Annotated in this window: 19 protein-coding genes; 7 read left to right on the top strand and 12 right to left on the bottom strand. The window is 30.7% G+C overall.

Annotated elements, in window-relative coordinates:
• The first annotated feature begins 3 nt into the window (after nt 1-3).
• Complete coding sequence (locus tag E4J94_RS08070; protein WP_135835319.1) at nt 4-936, top strand: glycosyltransferase family 2 protein; 933 nt, start codon at nt 4-6, stop codon at nt 934-936.
• The gene (locus E4J94_RS08065) at nt 933-1961 is read left to right on the top strand and encodes a glycosyltransferase family 2 protein (protein ID WP_135835318.1); all 1029 of its coding nucleotides are present in this window, start codon (nt 933-935) and stop codon (nt 1959-1961) included. Before E4J94_RS08070 ends, E4J94_RS08065 begins: the two co-directional genes overlap by 4 nt.
• Before the next feature lie 64 nt (nt 1962-2025).
• Here the strand turns inward: E4J94_RS08065 and E4J94_RS08060 are convergent, their stop codons facing one another.
• The 6 genes from E4J94_RS08060 to nusB form a co-directional block, all read right to left on the bottom strand.
• Nucleotides 2026-2721, bottom strand: a complete 696-nt coding sequence (locus E4J94_RS08060) for a response regulator transcription factor (RefSeq protein ID WP_019974263.1) — start codon at nt 2719-2721, stop codon at nt 2026-2028.
• Nucleotides 2722-2725: 4 nt separating this feature from the next.
• Nucleotides 2726-4279: a sensor histidine kinase gene (locus tag E4J94_RS08055; protein WP_135835317.1), complete on the bottom strand. Its 1554-nt coding sequence runs from the start codon at nt 4277-4279 to the stop codon at nt 2726-2728.
• Nucleotides 4280-4351: 72 nt separating this feature from the next.
• Complete coding sequence (coaE, locus tag E4J94_RS08050; protein ID WP_135835316.1) at nt 4352-4954, bottom strand: dephospho-CoA kinase; 603 nt, start codon at nt 4952-4954, stop codon at nt 4352-4354.
• Nucleotides 4955-5024: 70 nt separating this feature from the next.
• A complete protein-coding gene (yajC, locus tag E4J94_RS08045; RefSeq protein ID WP_125350678.1) occupies nt 5025-5381 on the bottom strand; it encodes a preprotein translocase subunit YajC in 357 nt (118 codons plus the stop codon).
• 24 nt (nt 5382-5405) lie between these two features.
• Nucleotides 5406-5897 (bottom strand): DUF1573 domain-containing protein, encoded by a 492-nt coding sequence (locus E4J94_RS08040; RefSeq protein ID WP_038331125.1) that lies wholly within the window; start codon nt 5895-5897, stop codon nt 5406-5408.
• Between the two features lie 44 nt (nt 5898-5941).
• On the bottom strand, nt 5942-6964 hold the full coding sequence (gene nusB, locus E4J94_RS08035) for a transcription antitermination factor NusB (RefSeq protein WP_246034283.1): 1023 nt from the start codon (nt 6962-6964) through the stop codon (nt 5942-5944).
• Between nusB and E4J94_RS08030 the strand changes: the two genes are divergently transcribed.
• Together E4J94_RS08030 and E4J94_RS08025 are read left to right on the top strand one after the other, a co-directional pair.
• The gene (locus tag E4J94_RS08030; RefSeq protein ID WP_135835315.1) at nt 6955-8712 is read left to right on the top strand and encodes an ABC transporter ATP-binding protein; all 1758 of its coding nucleotides are present in this window, start codon (nt 6955-6957) and stop codon (nt 8710-8712) included. The genes nusB and E4J94_RS08030 overlap by 10 nt on opposite strands.
• Before the next feature lie 117 nt (nt 8713-8829).
• Nucleotides 8830-9210: a PUR family DNA/RNA-binding protein gene (locus E4J94_RS08025; RefSeq protein ID WP_114998930.1), complete on the top strand. Its 381-nt coding sequence runs from the start codon at nt 8830-8832 to the stop codon at nt 9208-9210.
• Between the two features lie 80 nt (nt 9211-9290).
• Here the strand turns inward: E4J94_RS08025 and E4J94_RS08020 are convergent, their stop codons facing one another.
• Together E4J94_RS08020 and sucC are read right to left on the bottom strand one after the other, a co-directional pair.
• On the bottom strand, nt 9291-13796 hold the full coding sequence (locus E4J94_RS08020; RefSeq protein WP_135835314.1) for a PKD domain-containing protein: 4506 nt from the start codon (nt 13794-13796) through the stop codon (nt 9291-9293).
• A 225-nt stretch (nt 13797-14021) separates the two neighbouring features.
• Nucleotides 14022-15215 carry an ADP-forming succinate--CoA ligase subunit beta gene (gene sucC / locus E4J94_RS08015; protein ID WP_135835313.1) on the bottom strand — a complete coding sequence of 398 codons (1194 nt, stop codon included), beginning with the start codon at nt 15213-15215 and terminating at the stop codon, nt 14022-14024.
• 297 nt (nt 15216-15512) lie between these two features.
• Here sucC and E4J94_RS08010 point away from each other — a divergent pair, with 297 nt between their 5' ends.
• Both E4J94_RS08010 and E4J94_RS08005 read left to right on the top strand, forming a co-directional pair.
• The gene (locus E4J94_RS08010) at nt 15513-16187 is read left to right on the top strand and encodes an ABC transporter ATP-binding protein (protein WP_135835312.1); all 675 of its coding nucleotides are present in this window, start codon (nt 15513-15515) and stop codon (nt 16185-16187) included.
• Entirely contained in the window at nt 16188-16952 is a 765-nt protein-coding gene (locus tag E4J94_RS08005) for a TIGR02757 family protein (protein WP_135835311.1), read from the top strand.
• A gap of 94 nt (nt 16953-17046) precedes the next feature.
• On the opposite strand, the gene E4J94_RS08000 is transcribed toward E4J94_RS08005, so the two are convergent.
• The 3 genes from E4J94_RS08000 to E4J94_RS07990 all read right to left on the bottom strand — a co-directional run bounded on the left by E4J94_RS08000 (nt 17047) and on the right by E4J94_RS07990 (nt 22995).
• A complete protein-coding gene (locus E4J94_RS08000; protein WP_135835310.1) occupies nt 17047-18180 on the bottom strand; it encodes an efflux RND transporter periplasmic adaptor subunit in 1134 nt (377 codons plus the stop codon).
• Nucleotide 18181: 1 nt separating this feature from the next.
• Nucleotides 18182-22507, bottom strand: coding sequence for a CusA/CzcA family heavy metal efflux RND transporter (locus E4J94_RS07995; protein WP_135835309.1), 4326 nt, complete (start codon nt 22505-22507; stop codon nt 18182-18184).
• 107 nt (nt 22508-22614) lie between these two features.
• Nucleotides 22615-22995, bottom strand: coding sequence for a hypothetical protein (locus E4J94_RS07990; RefSeq protein WP_135835308.1), 381 nt, complete (start codon nt 22993-22995; stop codon nt 22615-22617).
• A 161-nt stretch (nt 22996-23156) separates the two neighbouring features.
• Between E4J94_RS07990 and E4J94_RS07985 the strand changes: the two genes are divergently transcribed.
• The gene (locus tag E4J94_RS07985) at nt 23157-23807 is read left to right on the top strand and encodes an alpha/beta hydrolase (RefSeq protein WP_135835307.1); all 651 of its coding nucleotides are present in this window, start codon (nt 23157-23159) and stop codon (nt 23805-23807) included.
• A 34-nt stretch (nt 23808-23841) separates the two neighbouring features.
• On the opposite strand, the gene E4J94_RS07980 is transcribed toward E4J94_RS07985, so the two are convergent.
• Nucleotides 23842-24357 (bottom strand): Smr/MutS family protein, encoded by a 516-nt coding sequence (locus tag E4J94_RS07980; RefSeq protein ID WP_135835306.1) that lies wholly within the window; start codon nt 24355-24357, stop codon nt 23842-23844.
• Between the last annotated feature and the right edge of the window lie 96 nt (nt 24358-24453).

Here is a 24453-nt window from a genome sequence, read left to right as displayed (position 1 = left end):
TGTATGAGCCTAAAATTAAGTGTTATAATGTCTGTATACAATGCCGAGCAATATTTGGCAGAAGCTATAGATTCTGTATTAATTCAAACATTTAAAGATTTTGAGTTTATTATAATAAATGATGCTTCTACTGATAAATCATTAGATATAATTAACACGTATAAAGACTCTCGAATAAAATTAATTAATAAAGAAAAAAATAAAGGCTTTATTGGGTTTGTAGAAAATTTAAACATAGGATTAGATATTGCAAGAGGTGAATATATAGCGCGAATGGATGCAGATGATATATGCGATTCTAAACGATTTAAAACTCAAATAGACTATTTAGATAATAATCAAAATACCTTTATGGTTGGAAGTTCAATAAACCTTATTAATGAAGAAGGTTTATTTATACGTAAAAAAAATGCTACACAAGGATTTTTAAAAATTGTAGATAAATTTAATTATACCAATCCGATGTATCATCCAACATTAATGTTTCGAAGATCTTCAATTAGATATCGGTATGTTTTTTTAGGATGTGAGGATTTTGATTTCCATCTTCAACATTTACTTAGAGGATATAAATTAGAAAACTTAGATGAAAGTTTACTGAGTTATAGATTGTTAAATGATTCTATTTCAAGAAGTACAGATAAATTGAAAGTGATAATTAGTATGGAAGAAGCAAGGAAAGTCTTCAATAAAAGAGAATATAAATTATCTGATACTACAAACAAAATATTAGATAACTATTTGAATAATAAACTAACAATTTCGGATAAGAAATATATATTAAATCTTGCAATTAAATATGATTTAGAATCTTACCCAGAGCTATTAAATAAGTTTAAATTAAATTCTATTTATTATAATATATTCTTAATAAGAACTGTTCGAAAAGTATATTCGAAATTGATTTTTAAATTTTTCCCAATAATAAAAATATGACCACAATAATCATCAAGTCCTTCAATCGTCCTTATTATTTGGAGCGTTGTTTACATTCAATTTATTCTTGTGCAAAAGGTAATTTTGAAATTAAAGTTTTGGATGATGGTACTCCGGAAAAATATTTAGAAGTCATTAAATCAAAATTTCCAAATGCAAGAATTATTACATCTAAACAATATGAAGATAAAGTTCAAGCGATTGAAGATAATATTACTGAAGGAAAAAGAATAGATGGTTTTACCATTCCAACAGATTTATGGTTTAATGAAGTTAAATCTTCGACAGATTATGTTTTGGTAACAGAAGATGATGTGTGGTTTACTAAATTTATCAATATTGATGAGGTTGTAAGAGAAATGAAACTTTTTTCAATTCCGTTATTAAAGTTGGGTTGGTTAGGAAATTATTCTGATGATAAAAATTTGATAATAGATAAATTATCTGATCATCTAAATAAAACACAACCTGAAAAATTATTCACCTCGAATAAATTTGTAATGGATTTATTCATGTATAATAAATATAAATTCTTTACAATTTTATATAAATTAGGTTTGGTTGATAATAAAACTAAACGTAAGTATTGGTCTTTAAATTCTATTTTGATGGGCTTGTATCGAAGAGATTATTGGCTCTCTATTTGGGAAGATGCTAAAGGTAAAGTAGATGAAAAACAACAACTGAGAAACGCTGCTGCTTGGTATCATAAAAATAAAAAGGTAATTTTTGCAAGAACTAATCAAGAAGTTTTGAAGACGACTTTTAAATCATCTGCAACAGGATCTTATCACGAATATGGAAATCATTTTGATGTTAATCGAATGAATTATATTCTAAACGAAGCTTGGTTAAATAATGAATTCGATACAATGCAGAATTATCCAAAAGATTTTTCTGATAATTATATTAAGACTTTTTTAGATAAAGAAAATCATCCTGATGCACAATATGATGAATGGTTTAAATGGGCTGAAAAGTTTCGTCAACAATACAGAAATTTAGGAGCGGAAGTTGATAATTAAAAATACAATATCACACAAAAACCTCAACTATGTTGAGGTTTTTGTGGTTATAAAGATTGTAATCTTATTCTTGAATTAAAAGTCGGAATCCTTCTCCGTGAATATTCACGATTTCTACTGCTGGATCTTTCTTCAAATATTTACGTAATTTCGCAATATATACGTCCATTGAACGTGATGTAAAATAATTATCATCGTGCCAAATACGTGTTAAAGCAATCTCACGAGGCATTAAATCGTTTTTGTAAACTGCTAATAAACGTAACAATTCGTTTTCTTTTGGTGAAAGTTTTTGCGATTTACCATCGTAAATTAATTGTCTCAATTTTGCATTGAACGTAAATTTACCAATTTTGAAATCTTCTTGTTCAAATTTTTCTTCTTCACCAGAATTACGTTGTAAAACAGCTTTTATTTTATACAATAAAACTTCTGAATCAAATGGTTTCAAGACATAATCATCTGCACCAATTTTGTAACCATTCAGAACATCCTCACGCATGTTTTTCGCTGTTAAAAATATAATTGGTTGTTCACTTTTTAGTTCTTTGATCTCTTTTCCTAATGTAAAGCCATCTTTTTTAGGCATCATTACATCAAGGATGCATAGATCATAATCACTTTCTTTAAATTTGGCAAGACCATCCTCACCATCGATTGCGTGCGTTACGTCAAAATCGTTTATAACTAAATAATCCTTTAATACACTTCCGAAGCTTGGATCATCTTCTACTAAAAGTAATCGTTGTTTATCACTCATTGATCTATGATTTTAAAGGAATTTTAATGAAAAAAGTACTTCCTTTTCCTGCTGAACTTTCTGCCCAAACTTGTCCGCCATGTAGCTGAACAATTTTTTTGACATAAGACAATCCAAGTCCATGACCTTTTACATTGTGTATATTTCCCGTTTCTTCTCTATAAAATTGTTCAAATATTTTTTTCAGTACATTTTGTGACATACCCATTCCTTTATCAGAAATCTCAATTAAAAAATTGTTGTCTTTGTTGTATGTTTTAACTCTAATTTCTGGCGTGTCCGGAGAATATTTACGAGCATTATCCAACACATTAATAATCATATTCTCTAAATGGAACGGATCTCCGTTGACAAATGACTGTTCTGCGTTGTATTCTTCAAATATTGTACCATTTCTTTCTTCTACAATAAATCTTATCGGCTCAATACTTTTTTGTACCACACCATTTAAGTTAACTTCCTGAAAATTCATATCCATCTGATTACGTTCAAGCTTTGACATTCGTAATACCATTTCTACATGAGCATTCATGCGCTTATTCTCTTGCTTAATCAAATCAGCATAATATTTTACTTTTTCAGGATCTGTATATATTTTTTCATTTCTCAAAGCATCAGATGCAATATTAATAGTTGCAATAGGTGTCTTAAATTCGTGTGTCATGTTATTGATAAAATCTGTCTTGATCTCCGAACTCTTTCTTTGCAATTGCATGTAATAAATTGATAAAGAAAAAACCGTAATAATAATCATTGTTAAGATAAATGTCAATGAAATAACAGGAACTGTTGGTGCAACAATTGCTAATTTTCTGTTGACAAAATTTGCTGCTAAATAATATTCAATATGATCTTTTCTATCTAAAAATAGAGGAACCATGAATTCTATTTTATTGCGATCAAAATCTTTTGATTTGACATTTGTTTCGGTTGAATCTTTCTTTAAAACAGCCAAGATAGGCATCGCCTGATTGATACCTCTGTTTCGCAATTCATTTTTAAGAATAGAATCTAATATTTCATATGAAACACGCTTGTCTATTGGTGTAGTTCCTGCATCCCAGCGAGCTGCACTCTCTAGTGTAAATGTTCCGTCTTGTAAAGCATGTTCAAAGTTCAAATTAAGATTTGGAATTCCTCTTGCGGATGAATCTTTATCTATCTTAAATACTCGTTCTTGTGAGTATATATTTGCTTTTGTTAGACTGTCATTATATTTACCAGAAGAAGGTGACATCGACTTTTCTACTACATAACGAGTAACATAGGCATAAGTAACACCAAGAGAATCTTTAATTACTTGATTTGTTACAACCTGAGGTTTATCCTTATTTGATTTTAAATCAGACTGAATGTTATTGAATTTCTTATAATATAACTCTAATTCATTTTTATTTATTTTTTCAGTCGTATAATTCATAGCCTGGTACACATTGTTATTGAAACTTTCTGTACCGTTCTGAATTGTTAAATTTAGCCAATAGAATTGAATTATAATCAAGCCTATAAGCGCAACACTCATGATAACGATTAAGATTTTATAAAATCCTTTTTTCATTTATTTTTTATTGAATGATTAAAAATAGTTTAATCTTTTCTGATTTTTCTTCTTTTATTAAAGTCTGGACAATTAAATCATTTTTTTGATTTTGATAAACGTTTGTTCCACTTCATTTTTCAAGTGAGCTAAATCGCCATTATTATCAATGATAAAATCTGATTTAGCGATTCGTTCTTCGTCCGAAATCTGATTGTTTATTCTTGCAAGAATTTCTTCTCGTGATAAACCATCTCTTTTTATAGTTCGTGCAATTCGCGTTTCTACATCAACCACCACACTTATCACAACATCGCAATCTTTATAACTACCACTTTCTATTAAAATAGCAGCTTCTTTCATTACAATGTTCGATTTTTGAGCTTTTTTCCAATCTTCAAAATCTTGGAAAACTGCTGGATGTACAATTGAATTTAATAGCTTCAATTTTTCATTATTCTGAAAAACTTGTTTTGAAATAAATGGTTTATTCAAACCATTTTCATGGTACGCTTCTTCACCAAAAGCTGCAATAATTTTAACTTTTACTTCAGAGTTTTCATTCTGAATCGTTTTCGCTCTCGTATCAGAATTATATACTGGAATACCTAATTCTTCAAATATTTTTGCTGCTGTGCTTTTGCCAGAGCCTATTCCGCCTGTAATTCCTGCTACAAAAGGCTGGTTGTTTTTCATGGTTTGAAGTTAAAAAAATGCCGAAGAATAATTCCTTCGGCAATCAGTTAAATATATGTTAACCTTAAACTTAGTTTTTTTCTTCAACTGCTTTTTCTGATTTCTCAGCTTTGTCAGTTGTTTTTGAATAACGTGCAGCAGTTAATTCGCGAGAAATTGCAGCTTTTTCGAATTTAATTTTTCCAGCTCCAGTTTCGATGATAACAGCGTCATCATAAATTTCGTTGATTTTTCCGTGAATTCCAGAAGTTGTTACAACTTGATCACCACGTTTGATATCCGTTTGAAATTGTTTTTCTTGTTTTGCTTTCTTTTGTTGAGGACGAATCATGAAAAAGTACATAATTACGAACATCCCTCCGAACATCAAAAGCATAGACATTCCTCCGCCTTGTGCACCAGCTTGTAAAAAGATTGTTTGAATCATTTTTATATTTTATCGATTTAATACTTATTGTCCAAATGCTTGTTGCGCATTTTGATCATTTGCAGTAGCTCCAACAACGTTTGCAGAAATGTCAAATTTCTCGTGACCATTTGTTGTATTTGTTACTAAAGTTACTGTTTTTTGTTGTTTTCCGTTCATGTTTCCAGCTGTATAAACAACTTTTATAGAATCTGTAGCTCCTACTGCAATTGGAGTAGAAGGGAATTCAGGAACTGTACAACCACAAGTTGCAGACGCATCGCGAATAACTAATGGAGATTTACCATCGTTTTTAAACTTGATATATGTTTCTACTTTATTGTTAGCTTGTACATCTCCAAAATCGTGATTCGCTTCAGCTAAAGTTAAAACTGGAGCTGTAGCAGGATCTACAACATTTTCAGCTTGTTGAGCTGTTTCTTCTGCTGTAAAATTATCGCTAGCTTTTTTTTCTCCACAAGAGCTGATTGCGAATGATAATGCAAATGCACCTAAAATAAATAATTTACTTTTCATTTTTATAATTATTTGTCTTAGTCAAAATTAAGAAAAAATAGTTATTATAATAAACCTCTACCATATTTTGGTAAATTATTATTGTCTTTTAACTCTTTTAATGTTTTATCTAAGATTCCGTTAACAAAAACACGTGATTTTTCTGTTGAATAACTCTTCGCTAATTCTACATATTCATTGATTGTTACTTTTGCAGGAATGTTTGAAAAATATAAAAATTCTGTCAAAGCCATTTCCAAAATAATCAAATCGATTGTAGCAATACGATCTAATTCCCAATTTTGGGCTTTTTCGTCAACTATTTTTCTTGTTTCTGCTTGATGACGAATTGTTTTACGGAATAATTCTTCAGTAAATTTTTTGTCATCTAAATCTTTGTAAACTTTGAATAAAGAAATTAATGGAGAACTATTTTGACGGAATGATTTTATAGTTGTGTGTACCATCGCATTTGCTATATGCACATCATCTGCCCATGTAATCTGAATTCCTTCTAAGTAATCATGTAAATCTTCATATTCAGCAACAAATTCTACGAAAAAGTCCATGATAAACTCTTTGTCTTCTTCAAAAGATCTTTTGTCACTGCTCATGTACGTTTTGTACGCTTCGCTTTCTGTAAGGCTTTTATAGATATTGTTTGGATAAGAATCATAAATATCCCAAAGTAAAAATTTGTTATCATTTGAATAACGAGTTAATTCTAGATTATCTTCTAAAATTTTGAAAACTTTATTCTGAACAAATTTTAAATTTGGATTTAAATCCTCTTGGGTTGGAAAGTTTTTTGATTTTGCAAGTTCAATTTTATGCTCTGCAATGTCCTTTTGAACTTTAATCAAATTTAGGATATAAATGTACAAATCGTAGATTTGATCGATACTTTTCATCATATTTTTCTCGACCGCTCTTTCTTCGCCTTCAGTTCCTAAACTATTGTAAGCATAGATATTTTGCATTACTTTTTCGCGTAGTTGTCTTCTTCCCAACATAATTTCAATGATATAACGTCTAATAAATTGATGCAAAGGTAAAAAAAAGAATGTAATTTTGTTTTGTGAAATCATTACAAAAGTTAAATAAATTTTTATGGAAGTATAAATGGAGAATCTTTTTGGGCTTCATTTTTACGATTTGTGCCAATTGGGTGCAAGTTTATTCCGTTACATATATTAGAGAAGCAATCAATACAGTTGAAGAATTGCTACGGAATTTTAAGAAAGAAGGAACAGATAACCTCGATCTTTTGAAAGATGGTTTGATGTATGCCAGTTTGGCTTTTTTCTTTTTTAAAGTTTTGGGAGGAGTTCTGACTGTTGGTACACGACAAATGATTATTGTAGCATCGCGTTATATTGAGTTCGATTTGAAAAATGTGATTTACGATAAATATCAAAAATTATCGTTGTCCTTTTACAAAAAACACAAAACGGGCGATTTGATGAATCGTATTACCGAAGATGTCGGTTTGGTACGTATGTATCTTGGACCTGGAATTATGTATCCGATTGATTTGGTGTCACGAGTAGTTATCATTGCATATTTTATGTTGCAAATTGATAAGCAATTAACGCTTTATACATTGGCTCCGTTGCCTATTTTATCATTGTTAATCTATAATGTCGCACGAAATATTAACAAGAAAAGTAAGCGAGTACAAGAACAACAATCTACGATTTCGTCATCTGTACAAGATACTTTTGCTGGAATTCGGGTGATAAAATCATTCAATTCTGAAGAATTTATAAAATCTAAATACGAAGTTGAAGCAGATGAATATCAGAAACGTGCGCTTAATTTAGCTCAAATTCAAGCAGCATTTGGACCTTTGATGGTTGTTGTAGTAGGGGTGAGTAATTTGGTTATTTTGTATTTGGGAGGAGTAAAATATATTGAAGGTACAATGGATATTGGTTCTATTGCTCAATTTTTCCTTTACCTAAATATGTTAATTTGGCCATTTACTTCGTTGGGTTGGATTACGATGGTTGTACAGCGTGCAGAAGCGTCAATGTCTCGTATCAACGAATTTTTGAATGCCGAAACTGATGTAAAAGAGAAACAGTTAGTTAATCATGAAGTAGAAGGTACAATCGAATTTAAGAATGTAACGTATGTTTACGAAAACACAGGGATTAAAGCGTTGGATAATGTTTCATTCAAAATTAGTAAAGGTGAAACTTTAGCGATTCTTGGAAAAACAGGTTCAGGAAAATCAACAATTGCTCTGTTGATTGCGCGTTCGTTGGAACCGACTTCTGGTGAAATTTTGATTGATGGTAAAAATATTCATGATATTAATGTAGAATCTATTCGAGAAGAAATTGGTTATGTTCCGCAAGAAGCTTTCCTTTTCTCGGATTCGCTAACCAACAATATTTTGTTTGGTTCTGATGATACAGATGAGAAAACGGCCGAAGTTTTTGCCAAGAAAGCGGTTGTTCATGATAATATTGATCGATTTAAAGAACGTTACGAAACAGTTGTTGGTGAACGTGGCGTGACACTTTCTGGAGGTCAAAAACAACGTGTTTCAATAGCTCGTGCATTGGTAAATGATCCGAAAATATTAATTTTTGATGATAGTTTATCAGCTGTAGATACAGAAACAGAAGAACAAATTTTAAATAATTTATCTTCTGAAATTAATGGTAAAACAACCATCATTATTACGCATCGTGTGTCTTCTGCAAAGCGTGCAGATCAGATTTTGGTTTTAGAAGATGGTCATGTTTTAGAGAACGGTTCGAACAGCGAATTATTAAATAAGCAGGGTTATTATTATGAATTGTACAATAAACAACTATTAGATTAAGTTTATTAATAGAGATTTAATAAAATAATAGAAAATATTTGTTTAAAATGTTGTTGTTTTCTTAATTTTTTTTAGATTTGTTAGGAAACATTTAACAATTAAACTCTATTTAGACTTATGAATGATTTTGAAAACCAAGAAAAGGTGGATGCAGAAGGAGTCTTTTCAAAGGTATTAAGGGCAGGTAGAAGAACTTATTTCTTCGATGTTCGCGAAACAAGAGCAGGTGATTATTACTTGACAATTACAGAAAGTAAAAAAAATACGCAGGACGATGGAAATGTGTATTACAAAAAACATAAAATCTACTTGTACAAAGAAGATTTTGAAAGTTTCAAAGATATGTTAGACGAAACGACTGATTTTGTTTTTGCACAAAAAGGACAAGAGGTAATTTCGGAAAGACATCAGAAAGATTTTGATCCAAAAAATAAAGTTGTGAGTAAAGAAGAAACACAAGTTGAATCTTTTACCAATATCGATTTTGACGATATATAGACTTTACTAAATATGCGTAAAAAGAAACCTCCGCTCAAGTTATTGAGCGGAGGTTTTTTTATGAATTCAGGAGTTTTATATTAATTTTTTATAATTTTATAGGTGTAATTATTGTTTATTACAATAAAATATACTCCCGTTTTAAGGTTTGATAAGTTAGTTTTATTATTAATAAATTCTCCTTCAATAATTACTCTTCCTGAAGTATCTAAAATTTGATATAAATAATTTTTATTTAAATCACCATTTATTGTTAAATAATCATTAACAGGGTTTGGGTACAAAATGAATTCATTTCTTTTTTCGTTTGATTTTATGTTTAAAAGAGAGGTAATAGAAGAAGAAGATTTAGAAGAAGAAGTATATTCTAAATCACCCATATATCTTTCAGTATCTTTAACACATCTTACAGCCATTGCAGCTTGAGGATAAAAACCATATCCCGACGCGAGATTTCCTCCCCATCCAGAAGTACTATTAATACTTAGACCAATAGCGTAACCAGAGAAATGATCACCAGGAGAACTTGTCCATAGTCCTGTTTGATATCTATAATTATCAGCATTTGGGTAACTTAAATATCGAGGATTTTTCCAGTCATTTCCTCCTAAAATACCTCTAATACCAGTTGTAGGAATGTTGCCTATATTATATTTGGAATTAGTAAAATCAAATACCCAACCTGTTCGACTACTTGGGGTACTACCTTCTGTAGTGATAGAAAGTGTATATCCAGGATACTTTTTATCTGATATTATATTATTTGTTGCTCCTCCAGTTAAAGGATTGATTTCTCCTTGTGTAATACCATAAGTGGCAAAGCTATTATTTGTATTATAGCCATTATAAAACCAAGGAGAGCTACCTTTTGCATATGAACCTTTTGGTCCACCAGCAAATAGATTTGCTTTAGTAGTATCTGGAACACGCCACCCTTCCGGACAAGGATCATAAGGAGATTTTTCAGTTCCATGTCCCCATCTATCAAGAGCTAAACCATTTTCATCTGAAATCCAATCTTTTACTTGAGAGGTTTTTGCATAAAGGGGACCTGCATCTTCAAATCCTATTTCGGATCCAGTTCTATTTCTAAATAAATAAGATAAAGGATTTTCAGTAGAGAATTTAATTATTTTTCTAATTTTTACATTCTTTTTATCACTTTCAGATACGTTGGCAATTTGTTTATAATTATTCCATTCTTTCGAGTAGCCATTAACATTATCAGTTGACATAAAGATACTTTCAGTAATTGGATTGGTATCATAGATTACATTTCCAAAATTATCTATACCGATTTGTTTAAAAATATTATAGGTAGGGCTCACTCTAACACTATTGTTATGAGCACTCATATACTGGTCACCTCCTGGGTAATGAAATGTAGGAAGAGGATCTTTTCTTCCCCATTGATAATGTAATCCTCCTGATTGTTGAATGGTTGTTTTAGATTCCTTTTCGACTGTCAAATTAGGACGGACAAGAGTAGAAGGTAAAGGGTTTAAAGCTCCTAAATTTCTGTCCATAAATATAGTTTTCAATGGAGGATTTAAGCTTTTTGTTGGATTTACAAAATGTCCACTTGTAGTTGGAATTATTCCTCCGTTTTCGATAGACTCTGTAGTATATGTAATTAGATTGTTTTCATTTGATGGATCTGTGATAGGAGCCCATATATGCCAACTCCATAAAATTTTATCAGGATTATTTGTTTCCCATATTCCATTATTACCTTTATGGAAGCCAACAACTGCATTACCTTTTTCTTGAGCTGATACTGTAACTTCTAAATATTGATCAGGGTATAAACCTGTAATAATAGCTTTTTTTATTAATTTATTATTTGAAGTCCATACAACGCTAGCATTATTGTAAGCTCCTATAGGTAATTGATTATTCTCTGATAAATATAGTTTATGCATTGCATAAGCTTTTTTTAGACTTATTTTGACAATTTTATCAGATTTGACAATTTCGTTATTGTCTCCTGTCATCACAATTATACTATTTGGTTGTTTAGTCCAAGATTTGTAATCAGTTTGATCGTTATTTGTTGATATAATAAACTCAGTATCATATTCAATAGGTAATAACATTAGATTTGGATCTCTCATACATCGTATACCATCTGCCCCATTGGTTTTTGAAGTTTGATTAACTAAGAAAGAATTATATCCTGTACTAGAAACATTTGATTTTTCAGGATCACTAAATAATGTAATATTTCTTACTCCTCCTATACCATAAGTAGCTGTGTGTAAACTTCCATCAGAACTTTGGTCTTGATAAACAGCGCTCATAGAGCTTCCATCGTTAGAACTGTAAAATTCATAATTACCATTTATAGAAAGAATTCCTAGATTCCTATTTGTAACTCCAGTAAAATCAAATCCTAAACCAGGGTAAACTTTTATTCCATTTAAAACAGGATTTATAATGTTTGGATCTAAGTCTCTGTTTAAAGGGATTGTATCATCATTTACGCCACTGTTTCTTCTTCCAAATGGATTTAAGTTATTATTTACTGTATTTCTACCATAATGAGATGCCACCCTCCATCCATTTGGACATGGGTCAAATTCTGATTTTAATTCATACGATTTGCTATCAGCTGCTAATGCAGAGTTACTACTTGATGCATTACTATTAAGTCCTTTTCTATTGTCAGACCATAAATCCCAAGTTTCTATATCAACTAGATTTGCACTTGAAACTTTATATTGTTGATTAGAAAACCATGTACCATCTTGTGTTCCATGAATAATCATATCAATAGGATTGTTTATAGAGTATCTAATGTTTGAGTTAATATTATTTGAAGGAGTATTTACTCCTCTTATTCTTAAAGAAATAGGAGTTCCTAAGGCAGAACTTTTATGTCTAATACTACCTATATCTCCTGTTATTTCATAAAAGGAGAAGTCTTTATATACTAAAGGAGGAAATGGGTCTTTTCTACCCCATTGAAATAATAAACCTCCTGATTTATGCCAATCATTCCCTATAAAATTAACATTTGTTGCGCCTAAGTTTCTATCCATATACTGTGGCTGAAAGGCAACACCATTGATATCTGTTTCAAAATCTTGACCAAATTGAGCTCCATTTTCAGGGTTGTCAGTAACCCAAACGTGCCACGTCCAATAAATAACTCCATTAACTCTAAAAGCTATACTTGCATTTCCTTTCCCTTTATTATTATCTATTATGACTTTTAATCTTGCATTTTCACCAGTTCCTAATTGATTGTCTATCGATACAGATTTTATTAATCCATCAACATCTTCCCAAAATACAGAAGCGCTTTGTGTTCCATTAATGTCAATAGGTGTATATATTCCTTCTTCGTTTTGCATATATCTTCCTTTACTCCACATTTGGTATGCTTTTTTAACAGGAATATATAATCCTTCAGCTCTCTTGCCGTTGGGAAGTTTTCCTTCATTGTAAAAAATATAACTATTTGGAGCTTTTGAAAAATCTGTTTCATCTTTTGTCGAAATAAATTTTTCAACTTTTAAACTTGATATTAAATTATTTCCATAATCTAAAGTTAATTCGGCATCATGATCTTCAATTGTGGCAAAACTAATATTAGGATTATTTTCTGAACTTGATATAAAATTGTTTCCATCATTAAATTTCCAACTAACATTTGATGTTTGAATTTGTGTAAGATTATTAAACTGAATATTTTCATTAATAAAAGCAATCATTGGATTTGCTGAAAATTCAGCTTGTGGAGAGAAAGAATAACTATTACCAAAGCTAACATTTCCATTAACATCAATTGCTTGTCTTTGACCTGTAGTGTTTGTATAAGCTTTTACTTTTATATAATAAATTCCTGATGATAAGCGATAATTAATTACTTCAGGACTTCTCGAATTAAGCCAGCCTTTTGCACCATCATTCATCCATGAAGTTCTTGTTATTTCTGTTTCTGTTTCTGTTCCGTCATCATTCTTCTTAACTAAATAAGTCCAGTTTCTGACAAAGGATAGAGTTCTCAAATTTAAATAACCTGTAGTACCTTGTGGGATTTCAAATACTTTACTTTTATAATAATGATCACCTGTTTCTACACTACCGCCAGTTATCCATCTTGTTACACCTGAAATATTACCTACTGAGGCTGTTGACCAACCCGCTGCTGTTGCAGTATATCTAGTATATGGAGTACTTGTGTTATTACTCGGGTCAGTATATGTCCAATCTGGGTCAGATATTCCTGAATCAGACATAATTGTTCCATCATCATTTCTTCCAGAACCAAGGTCTATGATATTTGAACTAGAGACTTTTATTGTTCTAATAGAAGTGGAACTTCCGAAATCATTTTTCGAAATTAATTTGACCTCATATGTTCCAGGTATTGAGTAGGATACAGTTGGGTTTGCGGTATTTGAAGTTGAAGGAACTCCTCCAGAGAATTCCCATGAAACAGAAGTTGTCGCTCCTTCTGTTTTATTTGTAAAACTTAAAGAATGTTCATTAAGATAATCTATATCAAATTTTGATATAGGACTCTGAGCATAACAAAATATAGATGTTATGCATCCTATAAATAATAGAATTTTTTGCATAAGGTTTATTTAGGTTAATATTAATTTCAACTAAAGTAGTATTTTATTTATTGATTTACAAATGTTTATATAGTAATCTTACATGCTGGTATTTTTAAAATTATCTACTACAGTAGTAGCTATGTATAGAATATTTCACTATATTATTAAATGCAAAATAATATCCACAAAAAAACCTCTCAAAAATTCTTTGAGAGGTTTTATATATTGTAAATAAGTTAAATCTTAACCTACTAATTCTTCTACTTTATCAGCAGCGTCTTTTAATGTGATAGCCGAGTGAACAGCGAAACCTGATTCATCAATCATTTTCTTAGCGATTTCTGCATTTGTTCCTTGTAAACGAACAATAATTGGCACATTAATTTCGTCACCCATATTGTTGTAAGCATCTAAAATACCTTGAGCAACACGGTCACAACGTACAATACCACCAAAAATGTTGATTAAGATAGCTTTTACATTTTTATCTTTTAAGATAATACGGAAACCTTTTTCTACACGCTCAGCATCAGCAGTACCACCAACGTCTAAGAAGTTTGCAGGGTTACCACCAGATAATTTGATGATATCCATAGTTGCCATTGCTAAACCAGCTCCGTTAACCATACATCCTACGTTACCGTCTAATTTTACGAAGTTTAATCCAGCTTCTCCAGCTTCAACTTCTGTTGGATCTTCTTCTCTTGTATCACGTAAAGCAGCGATATCTGCATGACGGAATAATGAGTTATCATCAATAGATACTTTAGCATCTACAGCGATAATTTGATCATCAGATGTTTTAAGAACTGGGTTAATTTCGAACATAGAAGCGTCAATTGCAACGTATGCATTATATAAAGCAGTGATAAATTTAACACCATCTTTGAAAGCGTTTCCTGATAAACCTAAGTTAAAAGCAACTTTACGCGCTTGGAAACCTTGGATTCCTACAGCTGGATCGATCTCCTCTGTAAAGATTTTATCTGGAGTAGATTCAGCAACTTCCTCGATATCCATTCCACCTTCAGTAGAATACATAATCATGTTTTTACCAGTTGCACGATCTAATAATACAGAAACATAGTATTCTTCAGTTTCAGATTCACCTGGATAATAAACATCTTCAGCGATTAAAACTTGATGAACTTTTTTCCCTTCAGCCGAAGTCTGAGGCGTAACTAATTGCATTCCGATGATTTCGTTTGCTTTCTCTTTAACTTCGTCCAAGTTTTTAGCAAGCTTTACTCCACCACCTTTTCCACGACCACCTGCGTGTACTTGTGCTTTTACAACATGCCAACCTGTACCAGTTTGTTCAGTTAACTTTTTAGCAGCTTCTACAGCTTCTTCTGGTGTAGTAGCAACGATACCACGTTGTACTTTTACACCATATTTACTAAGAATTTCTTTTCCTTGATATTCGTGAAGATTCATTTTTTTTGATTTTTCAATTACAAAAATAAAAATATTGTTGATGTATTCTAAATTTTGCCATATTAATTTTATCAGCTTATGCTAAAAAAGCAAATAAAATTATTTATTTTGATGCCACAAGATACGAATATTAATGATATAGAAAGTCAAAACAAATATTATATAAATTTTAAATCGTATGAAGTACACCAAAAACTAATGTAGTTAGTAGAGATAATTTTGAATAATTACTAATCATTAATCAAAAACTTAAAATTTATAACTAAACACTTACGACTTAATTTATATCTTTACACCATGATAAAGGCAGAAAATATTGTTAAGAAATTTGGTGAATTAGAAGTGTTAAAAAATGTTTCATTATCTATTGCAGAGAAAGAAATTGTTTCTATAGTTGGTGCTTCAGGAGCAGGAAAAACAACTTTGCTTCAAATTTTAGGAACATTAGAAAAAAGTTCTGAACCAAAGAAATATAATACTTCTATACAGATTGCGGGACAAGATATTACGAAATTAAACGATCGCGATTTATCTAAATTTCGTAACGAAAACATTGGATTCATTTTTCAGTTTCATCAATTGTTGCCAGAATTTAATGCAATAGAAAATATTTGTATTCCAGCTTTTATCAAGAAAACAAAAAAAGCAGAAGCCGAAAAGCGTGCAAAAGAGTTGATGTCTTATTTAGGACTTTCGCACCGATTAACGCATAAACCGAATCAACTTTCTGGAGGAGAACAACAACGTGTAGCAGTTGCTCGTGCACTAATCAATCAACCAAAAGTTGTTTTTGCTGATGAACCTTCGGGTAATTTAGATTCGAAAAATGCTGAAGAATTACACGAATTATTTTTCAATCTTCGAAACGAATTTGGGCAAACTTTTGTCATTGTGACGCATAATGAAGAGTTAGCAAATATGACCGATCGAAAATTGGTGATGGCTGATGGAATTTTTCAAACTGAAATCTAAATGAATCAAAAAGAAATAAAGGATTTTTTAGACGAAAAAGTTCTTCAATATAATACATTAGACTTTATCGATTCTGATCCAGTACAGATTCCGCATAGATTTTCTGCGAAAGAAGATATTGAAATTGCTGGGTTTTTAACGGCAACAATTGCGTGGGGAAATCGTAAAATGATTATCAATAATGCGAATAAAATGATGCAGTTGATGGGAAATTCGCCTTACGATTTTGTGATGAATTTCTCTGAAAATGATTTAGAAAATTTAGATGGATTTGTTCATAGAACATTCAATAGTGATGATTTGAAATTCTTCATGCAATCGCTTCGTAACATTTATCAAAATCATGACGGATTGGAACAAGTTTTTGCAAAACATCAAACTTCAGATTCAATGCAAACATCCATTTCGAATTTCAAACAAACTTTTTTTGAAATAGAGCATCCAACTCGAACATCTAAACATATTTCAGATCCGTTGAATAATTCGGCTGCAAAGCGTATCAATATGTATTTGCGTTGGATGATTCGTGATGATAAACAAGGTGTTGATTTAGGAATTTGGAAATCCATTCCAACTTCTATTCTTTCATGCCCTTTGGATGTACATTCTGGTAATGTTGCACGAAAATTAAATATTCTGACTCGAAAACAAAATGATGCAAAAGCATTGAAAGAACTCGATACAAAATTGAGAGAAATGGATGCTAATGATCCTGTAAAATACGATTTTGCTTTATTTGGTTTGGGTGTTTTCGAAGGGTTTTAAAATATCATCGTTTATTGTAAAATAGATGAAATAAATAATAAAAAAACGAGTGATTATTATCACTCGTTTTTTTATTTAAGATTTTAAAATAAAATTACTCTTCTTCGTTATTTTTTAAAGCATTCAATAGATTATAAGCTCCTTTTGTTACGTATATTTTACCTGTGTTTTGAGGTGATTTAATTTCAATATACTTGTTTACTGAAGCTCCAATTTCGACAGGAGTTAAACGAAATTGATTTTTATTTTGTTGTTCAAAAGCATAATCTTTTCCTTCAAAATGGACTACAGCTTCTTCTGGTAAAACATTTGCATTCAAAGAATTCACTTGTAGTTCTATGTTGAAATACATATTTGCAGTCAGTCGAGTTCCATTAGTATTTGTTATTTTCGCAAAAACATCAACTGTTCCGTCTTCATTTACCTGATTTGAAATAGCTGTAATTTGAGCATTTAATTTTTGATCAGGTTTGGCGTTCGTATAAGCTATTAATGGTTGACTTATTTGAATGTTTCCCAAATCTTTTTCAAATACTTTTATATTTAATAATGAACGATCTGGATTAATAATTTCTAACATAGCATCTGCAGATGAAACATATTGTCCCGTATTTGCAAAAACTTGACTAACCATTCCACTAATTGGTGAATAAACATTGATTGTACGTTTAATGTTATTTAACGAAACGGTTGCAGGATTGATATTCATTAATCTTAACTTTTGTTCTAAAGAACTTTTTTTAACCATTAATGATTGACGCGTTGCTTTTGCTTGTTGCATCACTTTATCACTAGCAGCTTGCTCTGCATTCAAATCTTTTTGACGCGTATAATCAGCATTAGCTTGTTCTAACAAAGCTTTTGTTGTTAAATAATCTTCTTGCATTTGAATATATTGTGGATCTTCTAGAACAACCAGGACTTGCCCTTTACTAACATAATTTCCAGGAATTAGAGCAATACGTTTTACATAGCCACCAAAAGCATTTGTAATAGAAATTGTATTTTCAGGAGTAACAGCTGTTTTAGCATTCAAACGAATGGTTGTTGGTAAATTTTGATTTTGAAAAGATGCTGTATCTATTTCAAAATTATTTAATTGAGCATCTGTTAATTTTAAAATAGAAGTAGAAACTATTTCTTGTTTCCGCTCTTCTTGTTTCGTGTTTTCTTTGCTACAACTAACCACAGTAAATGTTGTACAAAGGATTAAAATATATTTTTTCATGTTATTCAGCAGTATAATAAGTCATTTCGGCATATGTTTGTTCACGTAAGTTTTTAGCTTCTAAAAACTTTGTTTTTACTTCAATAATTTGATTGTTTAAGATAACCCAATCCAAAAAATTAATTTCACCTTCTAATAATTGTCGATTAATTGTTTTTTGTAAATCGTCTGAAGCAGGAATCTGAGTTTTCTCAAAATCGGTAACAATATTATTATAAACATCTATTTTGTTTTTCAAAATATCAAAATCTTGTTGCATTTTTGATTGTTGTAATATATATGATTGTTTTGCGATATCTACTTTTACTTTCGAAGCTTCTATTGAAGAATTTATACTTTTATTGAAGAGAGGTAAACCAACTCCGACTTGGAATGAATTGTATCTATTTTGATTCAAATCAGAAAAACTTTGATTAGAATAACCAACTGTTAAGATAGGATTTTTTTTAGATTTTTCAACTTCAGTTTCTAATGTAGAAGTCTGAATATTTTGTTCAGCTAATTTCAATATCGGATGAGAAGTAGAAATTTCTATTCCTGCAATCTCGTTCCAATTAATACTACTTTTTGTTGGGTAAATTTTGATTGTAGAATTTGTTAAAAACTGAATTTGTCGTGAAGTGTTTTCTAATTCAACTTCGCTTAATTTCATTTGATTTTGAATTGATTTTAATTGAATAACCGCTGTTGAAACTTCGCTACGATTAGATTCGCCTTTCTTTAAACGCAAATTAGCTTTCTTCAAAAACTCTTGATAAATCATTTCATTTTCTTTGAGTAAATCATATTGCAACTCTATATTTTGCATATTCACATACAAATTAGCTAAACGTTGCTTAATATCAGCTTTTGTCAATTTTTCATTTGCTTTCGAAGTAGTAATTAATTGTTCGTTTAATGCTTTTTGTCTTTTAAAAACAATAGGGAATTGAAAGGCTTGAGAAATTGTGAATTTAGAATCAAACTCTCCTGAATTAACTTGTCCTAATTCAGCAGAAATATCTAAAGGTTGAAGTGAACGATTTGCGTAAACATTTTTTTGAAAATATACTGTATTCAATTCTGATTGTTTAATTTCTAGATTAGAGGATTCTGCAAGTCTTACAACCTCATCAAAAGAAAGACGTTCTTGCGCCATAGCGAAAGAGCCAAATAAAAAGAAAACAAGAATTATAACAGAAGGAATTTTAGTATTTCCTTTTCTTTTTGTAAAATGAATATTTTCAAACATAACATATAATATTGGTAAAACAAATAAAGTAAGGAATGTTGCTCCTATTAATCCTCCAATAACGACAGTAGCTAAAGGTCGTTGGACTTCAGCTCCAGAACCGTTACTTAAAGCCATTGGTAGAAAACCTAATGAGGCTACAGCAGCTGTCATTAATACTGGACGTAAACGTGTTCGTGTTCCTATCAATACAGTATGGATAGGGCTTGTTATTCCGCTTTTTTTTAGTCTGTTATATTCAGAAATTAGTACAATTCCATTCAAAACAGCGATTCCAAAAAGAGCAATAAAACCTATTCCTGCACTTATACTAAAAGGCATGTCGCGAGCTGCTAATAGAAAGATTCCTCCTATTGAAGATAATGGAATTGCGGTATAGATTAATAAACTTTCTTTTATAGAGTTGAATGCAAAAAATAGTAGTACAAAAATTAAAATTAAAGCTACTGGAACGGCAATTCCTAAACGAGCTTTTGCGTGATTTAAATTTTCAAACGCACCACCATATGTTGTGTAATAACCTGTAGGAAGTTTGATATTTGAATCAACTTTTTGTTGTAATTCTTGTACAACACTTTCTACATCTCTTCCTTTTACATTAAAGCCAACAACAATACGACGTTTCGCATCTTCTCGTTGAATTTGGTTTGGCGTATTTTTATATGCAACATTAGCTATCTGTTGTAATGGAATTTGAATTCCAGCTGGAGTTGGTATTAATAAATTTTTGATATCATCAATATTCGAACGTTTGTCATCAGCTAAACGAACAACTAGATCAAAACGTTTCTCTCCTTCAAAAACTTGTCCTGTCGATTGTCCTGCAAAGGCCATATTAATAATTCGATTAGCGTCGCCTATATTTAAACCATATTGAGCTAACAAAGAACGATCAAAGTCAATGACAACTTGTGGAGTTCCATTTATTGGTTCTATATATAAATCTTGAGCGCCTTGAACGGTATTGACAATTTTACCAATTTTATTAGCATTAGAAACTAAACTATCTAAATTTTCACCAAAAATTTTCACAACAACATCTTGTCTTGCTCCAGTCATTAATTCATTAAAACGCATTTGTACAGGAAACTGGAATCCAACTGAAAGTCCAGAAACAACTTCTAATTCTTTTGTCATTTTATCGGCCAATTCAGGAAATGTTTTAGCTGAAGTCCATTCCTTTTTAGGTTTAAGAACAACAATTAAATCTCCAGCTTCCATTGGCATAGGATCTGTGGGTATTTCTCCTGATCCAATTTTAGCTACAACCATTTCGACTTCTGGAAAACGCTCTTTTAGAATTTTAGAAGCTCTATTTGTATATTCTATTGTTGTTGAGAGATTACTTCCTGGTAAAATTCTTGCTTCTACAGCAAAATCTCCTTCTTCTAAAGCTGGAATAAATTCACCTCCTAATCTTGACATAATGAAAATAGCAGAAGTGAAAAGAAGTAAAACAGTTCCTAAGATAATTTTTTTTCGACGAAATGCTTTAATTAAAAATTTCTGATGAAATTTCTCGACTTTCTCAAGTGTTCGATCAGAAAAACTAGGTTTTATTTTTTTCTTTTTACTTAAGAATAAGCTACTCATCATTGGGACATAAGTTAATGATAAAATAAATGCACCTATTAAAGCAAATGAAACTGTCTGAGCCATAGGTTTGAACATTTTGCCTTCGATTCCTTGTAGTGTTAAAATTGGTAAGTAAACAATCAAAATAATTATTTGCCCAAAAACGGCAGAGTTTACCATTTTTTTTGCAGCTGTACCAACTGTTTGGTTCATGTCTTTTTGAGATAGTTTATTATTTATCCCAAATTTTTTACTATGTGCTAATTGATGCATTGCTGCTTCAACAATAATTACAGCTCCGTCGACAATAAGTCCAAAATCTAATGCTCCTAAACTCATTAGATTTCCTCCGATGCCAAAAAGATTCATCATAATAATAGCGAATAACATAGCTAAAGGAATAACTGATGCTACAATGAATCCAGCTCTTAAATTACCTAAGAAAATGACTAAAATAAAAACAACAATTAATGCTCCTTCTAGCAAATTTACTTCTACAGTATGAATTGTATTATCTACCATTTTTTTGCGATCTAAAAATGGTTCTATAACGACTCCTTCTGGTAAAGTCTTCTTGATTTCTTCTATTCGTTTTTGAACATTTTGGACAACATCATTACTATTAGCTCCTTTAAGCATCATTACAACAGCTCCTGAAACTTCTTGTTTTCCATTATAAGTCATTGCTCCATATCGTGTAGCATATCCCATTTTGATATCTGCTACATCTTTCATTAAGACAGGAATTCCATTAGAAGATTGTTTTACTATTATATTTTCAATATCTTCTGTTTTTCCGATTAGACCTTCAGAACGAATAAATAAGGATGTAGGTCCTTTTTCTATATAGGCTCCACCTGTATTTTGATTGTTTGAAGAAAGGGCTTCAAACAGATTATTTATAGTCAGATTGAATGATTGTAAACGTTGGGGATTGACAGCAATTTCGTACTGTTTTAATTTTCCACCAAAACTACTTACATCAGCAACACCTTCAACACCTAATAATTGGCGCCTAACTATCCAATCTTGAATAGTTCTTAGTTCAGTTTCATTATACTGATCTTCATATCCTTCCGCAGGACGAACTACATATTGATAAATTTCACCTAATCCTGTTGAAATAGGTCCTAATTCAGGTTGTCCAATTCCATCAGGAATTTCATCTTTTACTTTAGCTAAGCGTTCGCTGACCTGTTGTCTAGCCCAGTAGATATCTGTTTTATCTGTGAAAACAATTGTGACTAATGATAAACCAAAACGAGAAAAACTTCTAATTTCTGTGATACCAGCAATATTTGAGTTAGCTTGTTCTACGGGATATGTAACCAATCGTTCTATGTCCTCTGCACTAAATGATGGAGCAACAGTTATTACTTGTACCTGATTTGATGTGATATCAGGTTGTGCATCAATGGGTAAACGCGTTACTTCATAAATACCAAAAATTATTAGTGCTAAAGTAAACAAACCCACGATGAATTTATTTTTGATTGAAAAATCAATAATTTTATTTAACATCGTAAAATTAAATAGATTAATATTTTACTTATAAAGTAATTTATAAGCATGAGAGATAGATTCTAAAAGAATAAATCTAAAAAGAATCAAAAGTTATCTAGAGAAAATTACGCTTGTCTTGGCGGTTGCCAAATTGAATCTGAGTAATGAAAATAAATAAAGTTTTCATCAAACGAAGTTACAAGTTCGTGATGAACTTCTTTTATTATTTGAGGAATTGTGAACACAACAATAGGAAGATAGCTTTGGTCAATATGAGCAACTTCTATTTTTATGAAAGGTAATTTCTGATCAGTTTCCCAATCTGCATCTTTTTCATGTCCATTGTAATGAAGAATTACAAAGTCTACTATTCCTCCCATAGAATCATCCTTTTGTAAATGTTCTATAAAATGAGAAAAGAAGATAGGCAACTTATACAATTGCGAAAATTGAGTAGAAGTCGTTAAATATAAAAAAATTAATATTTTCGTTGCCAAAAGCTTCATACCCCAAATTTATATCTTTATATCTAAAATAGCTTATTTAAGATGTATATTTATTTATAGTCTAAATTGAATTAGAGAGGTGAATAAGTTTAGGCTTATTCTATTAAAAGAGTATTTTTTGATTTAGAAATTAGAGTTAAATTCGCTGAAAATAAAGCAAGATGAAAGAATTAAACGGAATAAAATATATAGAACGTTTACCTGTGATTAAGACAGAAAAAACACCACTTTTTGTATTGATTCATGGTTATGGAAGTAACGAAGAAGATTTGTTTTCGTTCGCACAAGATTTACCGCAAAACTCACATATTGTAAGTGTACGTGCCTTACATGATATTATGTATGGAGGATACGCATGGTATGATATCAATTTTGTAAACAATGAAAAATGGATGGATGAAGTGCAAGCAATAGAATCTCGTCATAAATTAGTCGAATTTATTGATGCAATTGTTCAACAAGAGAGTTTAGATGCGTCAAATGTAACATTGATGGGCTTTAGTCAAGGTGCAATCTTGAGTTATGCGATTGCTTTAAATAATCCTGAAAAGATTAAAAACGTTGCCATTTTAAGCGGTTATCCAGAGTTTGAAATCATTGGTAATTTTGATAAAACAAAAGATTTTTCAAACTTAAATTTCTTTATTTCTCATGGAATAGAGGATGTTGTTTTACCAATAGAAATGGGTAGAATTGGTGATGAGTTTTTAAAATCTCTAAATATTAATTTCGAATACCACGAATACAGAAGTGGGCACGGAATTGTTCCTCAGAATTATTTTGATTTGATGGATTGGATCAAAAGATTTTAATCTTAATAGTTCAGTTTCTACCAATTATAAAGGTTTAAACAAATTTAATTTCTATGGCGTCGCCGTGATATTCCTTAAACGAGGCGTCATAGAATTCGATATTGGTATAGCGATACAATAATTCGGTAATTTCTTTTTTCAAAATTCCTTTTCCGTATCCATGAATTAAAATCAATCGAATTTGACTTTCAAACATTGCACGTTCAACCTCATTTCTAGCTACATCTAACTGCGTTTGTATAATTTGAGCATTATCTAAATCGCGCCAATTATCAACTAAATTTTCGATGTGCAAATCAATTTCTCGCGTTAAGTAAGGATGACGATGAGATTTTCGGAATGTTCTAAATTTTGGTTTCGAAAATTCTTTTATTTCTTCATCACGATATTCTTCGTAATTAATCACGATATCTTTGATGATTTCGCCTTTGTGATATTCATGCTCAAAACCAAACTCATCATTAAAGTAAATGCAATCACCTTTTAATTTGGTGATTATTCCTGAAATATTGTCATCGATTACTTTAACTTTTGTTCCAATTTTGAACATTTTCTTCTTTTTTGCAAAATTAAGAATTATTTCATGAGTTTTTAGATTGTTGTATTATTCAATTCAAACTCAATGTTGTATTTTTGTCAATTAAAC

This window comes from Empedobacter tilapiae (assembly GCF_004785645.1).
GTDB classification, from domain to species: Bacteria; Bacteroidota; Bacteroidia; order Flavobacteriales; family Weeksellaceae; genus Empedobacter; species Empedobacter tilapiae.
This window is presented reverse-complemented; position numbering and strand designations above follow the sequence as displayed.

Excerpts from the sequence above, each read along its gene's own strand:
- E4J94_RS08070 (WP_135835319.1), top strand. The coding sequence starts at position 4 with ATGAGCCTAAAATTAAGTGTTATAATGTCTGTATACAATGCCGAGCAA.
- E4J94_RS08065 (WP_135835318.1), top strand. The coding sequence starts at position 933 with ATGACCACAATAATCATCAAGTCCTTCAATCGTCCTTATTATTTGGAG.
- E4J94_RS08060 (WP_019974263.1), bottom strand. The coding sequence starts at position 2,721 with ATGAGTGATAAACAACGATTACTTTTAGTAGAAGATGATCCAAGCTTC.
- E4J94_RS08055 (WP_135835317.1), bottom strand. The coding sequence starts at position 4,279 with ATGAAAAAAGGATTTTATAAAATCTTAATCGTTATCATGAGTGTTGCG.
- coaE (WP_135835316.1), bottom strand. The coding sequence starts at position 4,954 with ATGAAAAACAACCAGCCTTTTGTAGCAGGAATTACAGGCGGAATAGGC.
- yajC (WP_125350678.1), bottom strand. The coding sequence starts at position 5,381 with ATGATTCAAACAATCTTTTTACAAGCTGGTGCACAAGGCGGAGGAATG.
- E4J94_RS08040 (WP_038331125.1), bottom strand. The coding sequence starts at position 5,897 with ATGAAAAGTAAATTATTTATTTTAGGTGCATTTGCATTATCATTCGCA.
- nusB (WP_246034283.1), bottom strand. The coding sequence starts at position 6,964 with ATGATTTCACAAAACAAAATTACATTCTTTTTTTTACCTTTGCATCAA.
- E4J94_RS08025 (WP_114998930.1), top strand. The coding sequence starts at position 8,830 with ATGAATGATTTTGAAAACCAAGAAAAGGTGGATGCAGAAGGAGTCTTT.
- E4J94_RS08020 (WP_135835314.1), bottom strand. The coding sequence starts at position 13,796 with ATGCAAAAAATTCTATTATTTATAGGATGCATAACATCTATATTTTGT.
- sucC (WP_135835313.1), bottom strand. The coding sequence starts at position 15,215 with ATGAATCTTCACGAATATCAAGGAAAAGAAATTCTTAGTAAATATGGT.
- E4J94_RS08010 (WP_135835312.1), top strand. The coding sequence starts at position 15,513 with ATGATAAAGGCAGAAAATATTGTTAAGAAATTTGGTGAATTAGAAGTG.
- E4J94_RS08005 (WP_135835311.1), top strand. The coding sequence starts at position 16,188 with ATGAATCAAAAAGAAATAAAGGATTTTTTAGACGAAAAAGTTCTTCAA.
- E4J94_RS08000 (WP_135835310.1), bottom strand. The coding sequence starts at position 18,180 with ATGAAAAAATATATTTTAATCCTTTGTACAACATTTACTGTGGTTAGT.
- E4J94_RS07995 (WP_135835309.1), bottom strand. The coding sequence starts at position 22,507 with ATGTTAAATAAAATTATTGATTTTTCAATCAAAAATAAATTCATCGTG.
- E4J94_RS07990 (WP_135835308.1), bottom strand. The coding sequence starts at position 22,995 with ATGAAGCTTTTGGCAACGAAAATATTAATTTTTTTATATTTAACGACT.
- E4J94_RS07985 (WP_135835307.1), top strand. The coding sequence starts at position 23,157 with ATGAAAGAATTAAACGGAATAAAATATATAGAACGTTTACCTGTGATT.
- E4J94_RS07980 (WP_135835306.1), bottom strand. The coding sequence starts at position 24,357 with ATGTTCAAAATTGGAACAAAAGTTAAAGTAATCGATGACAATATTTCA.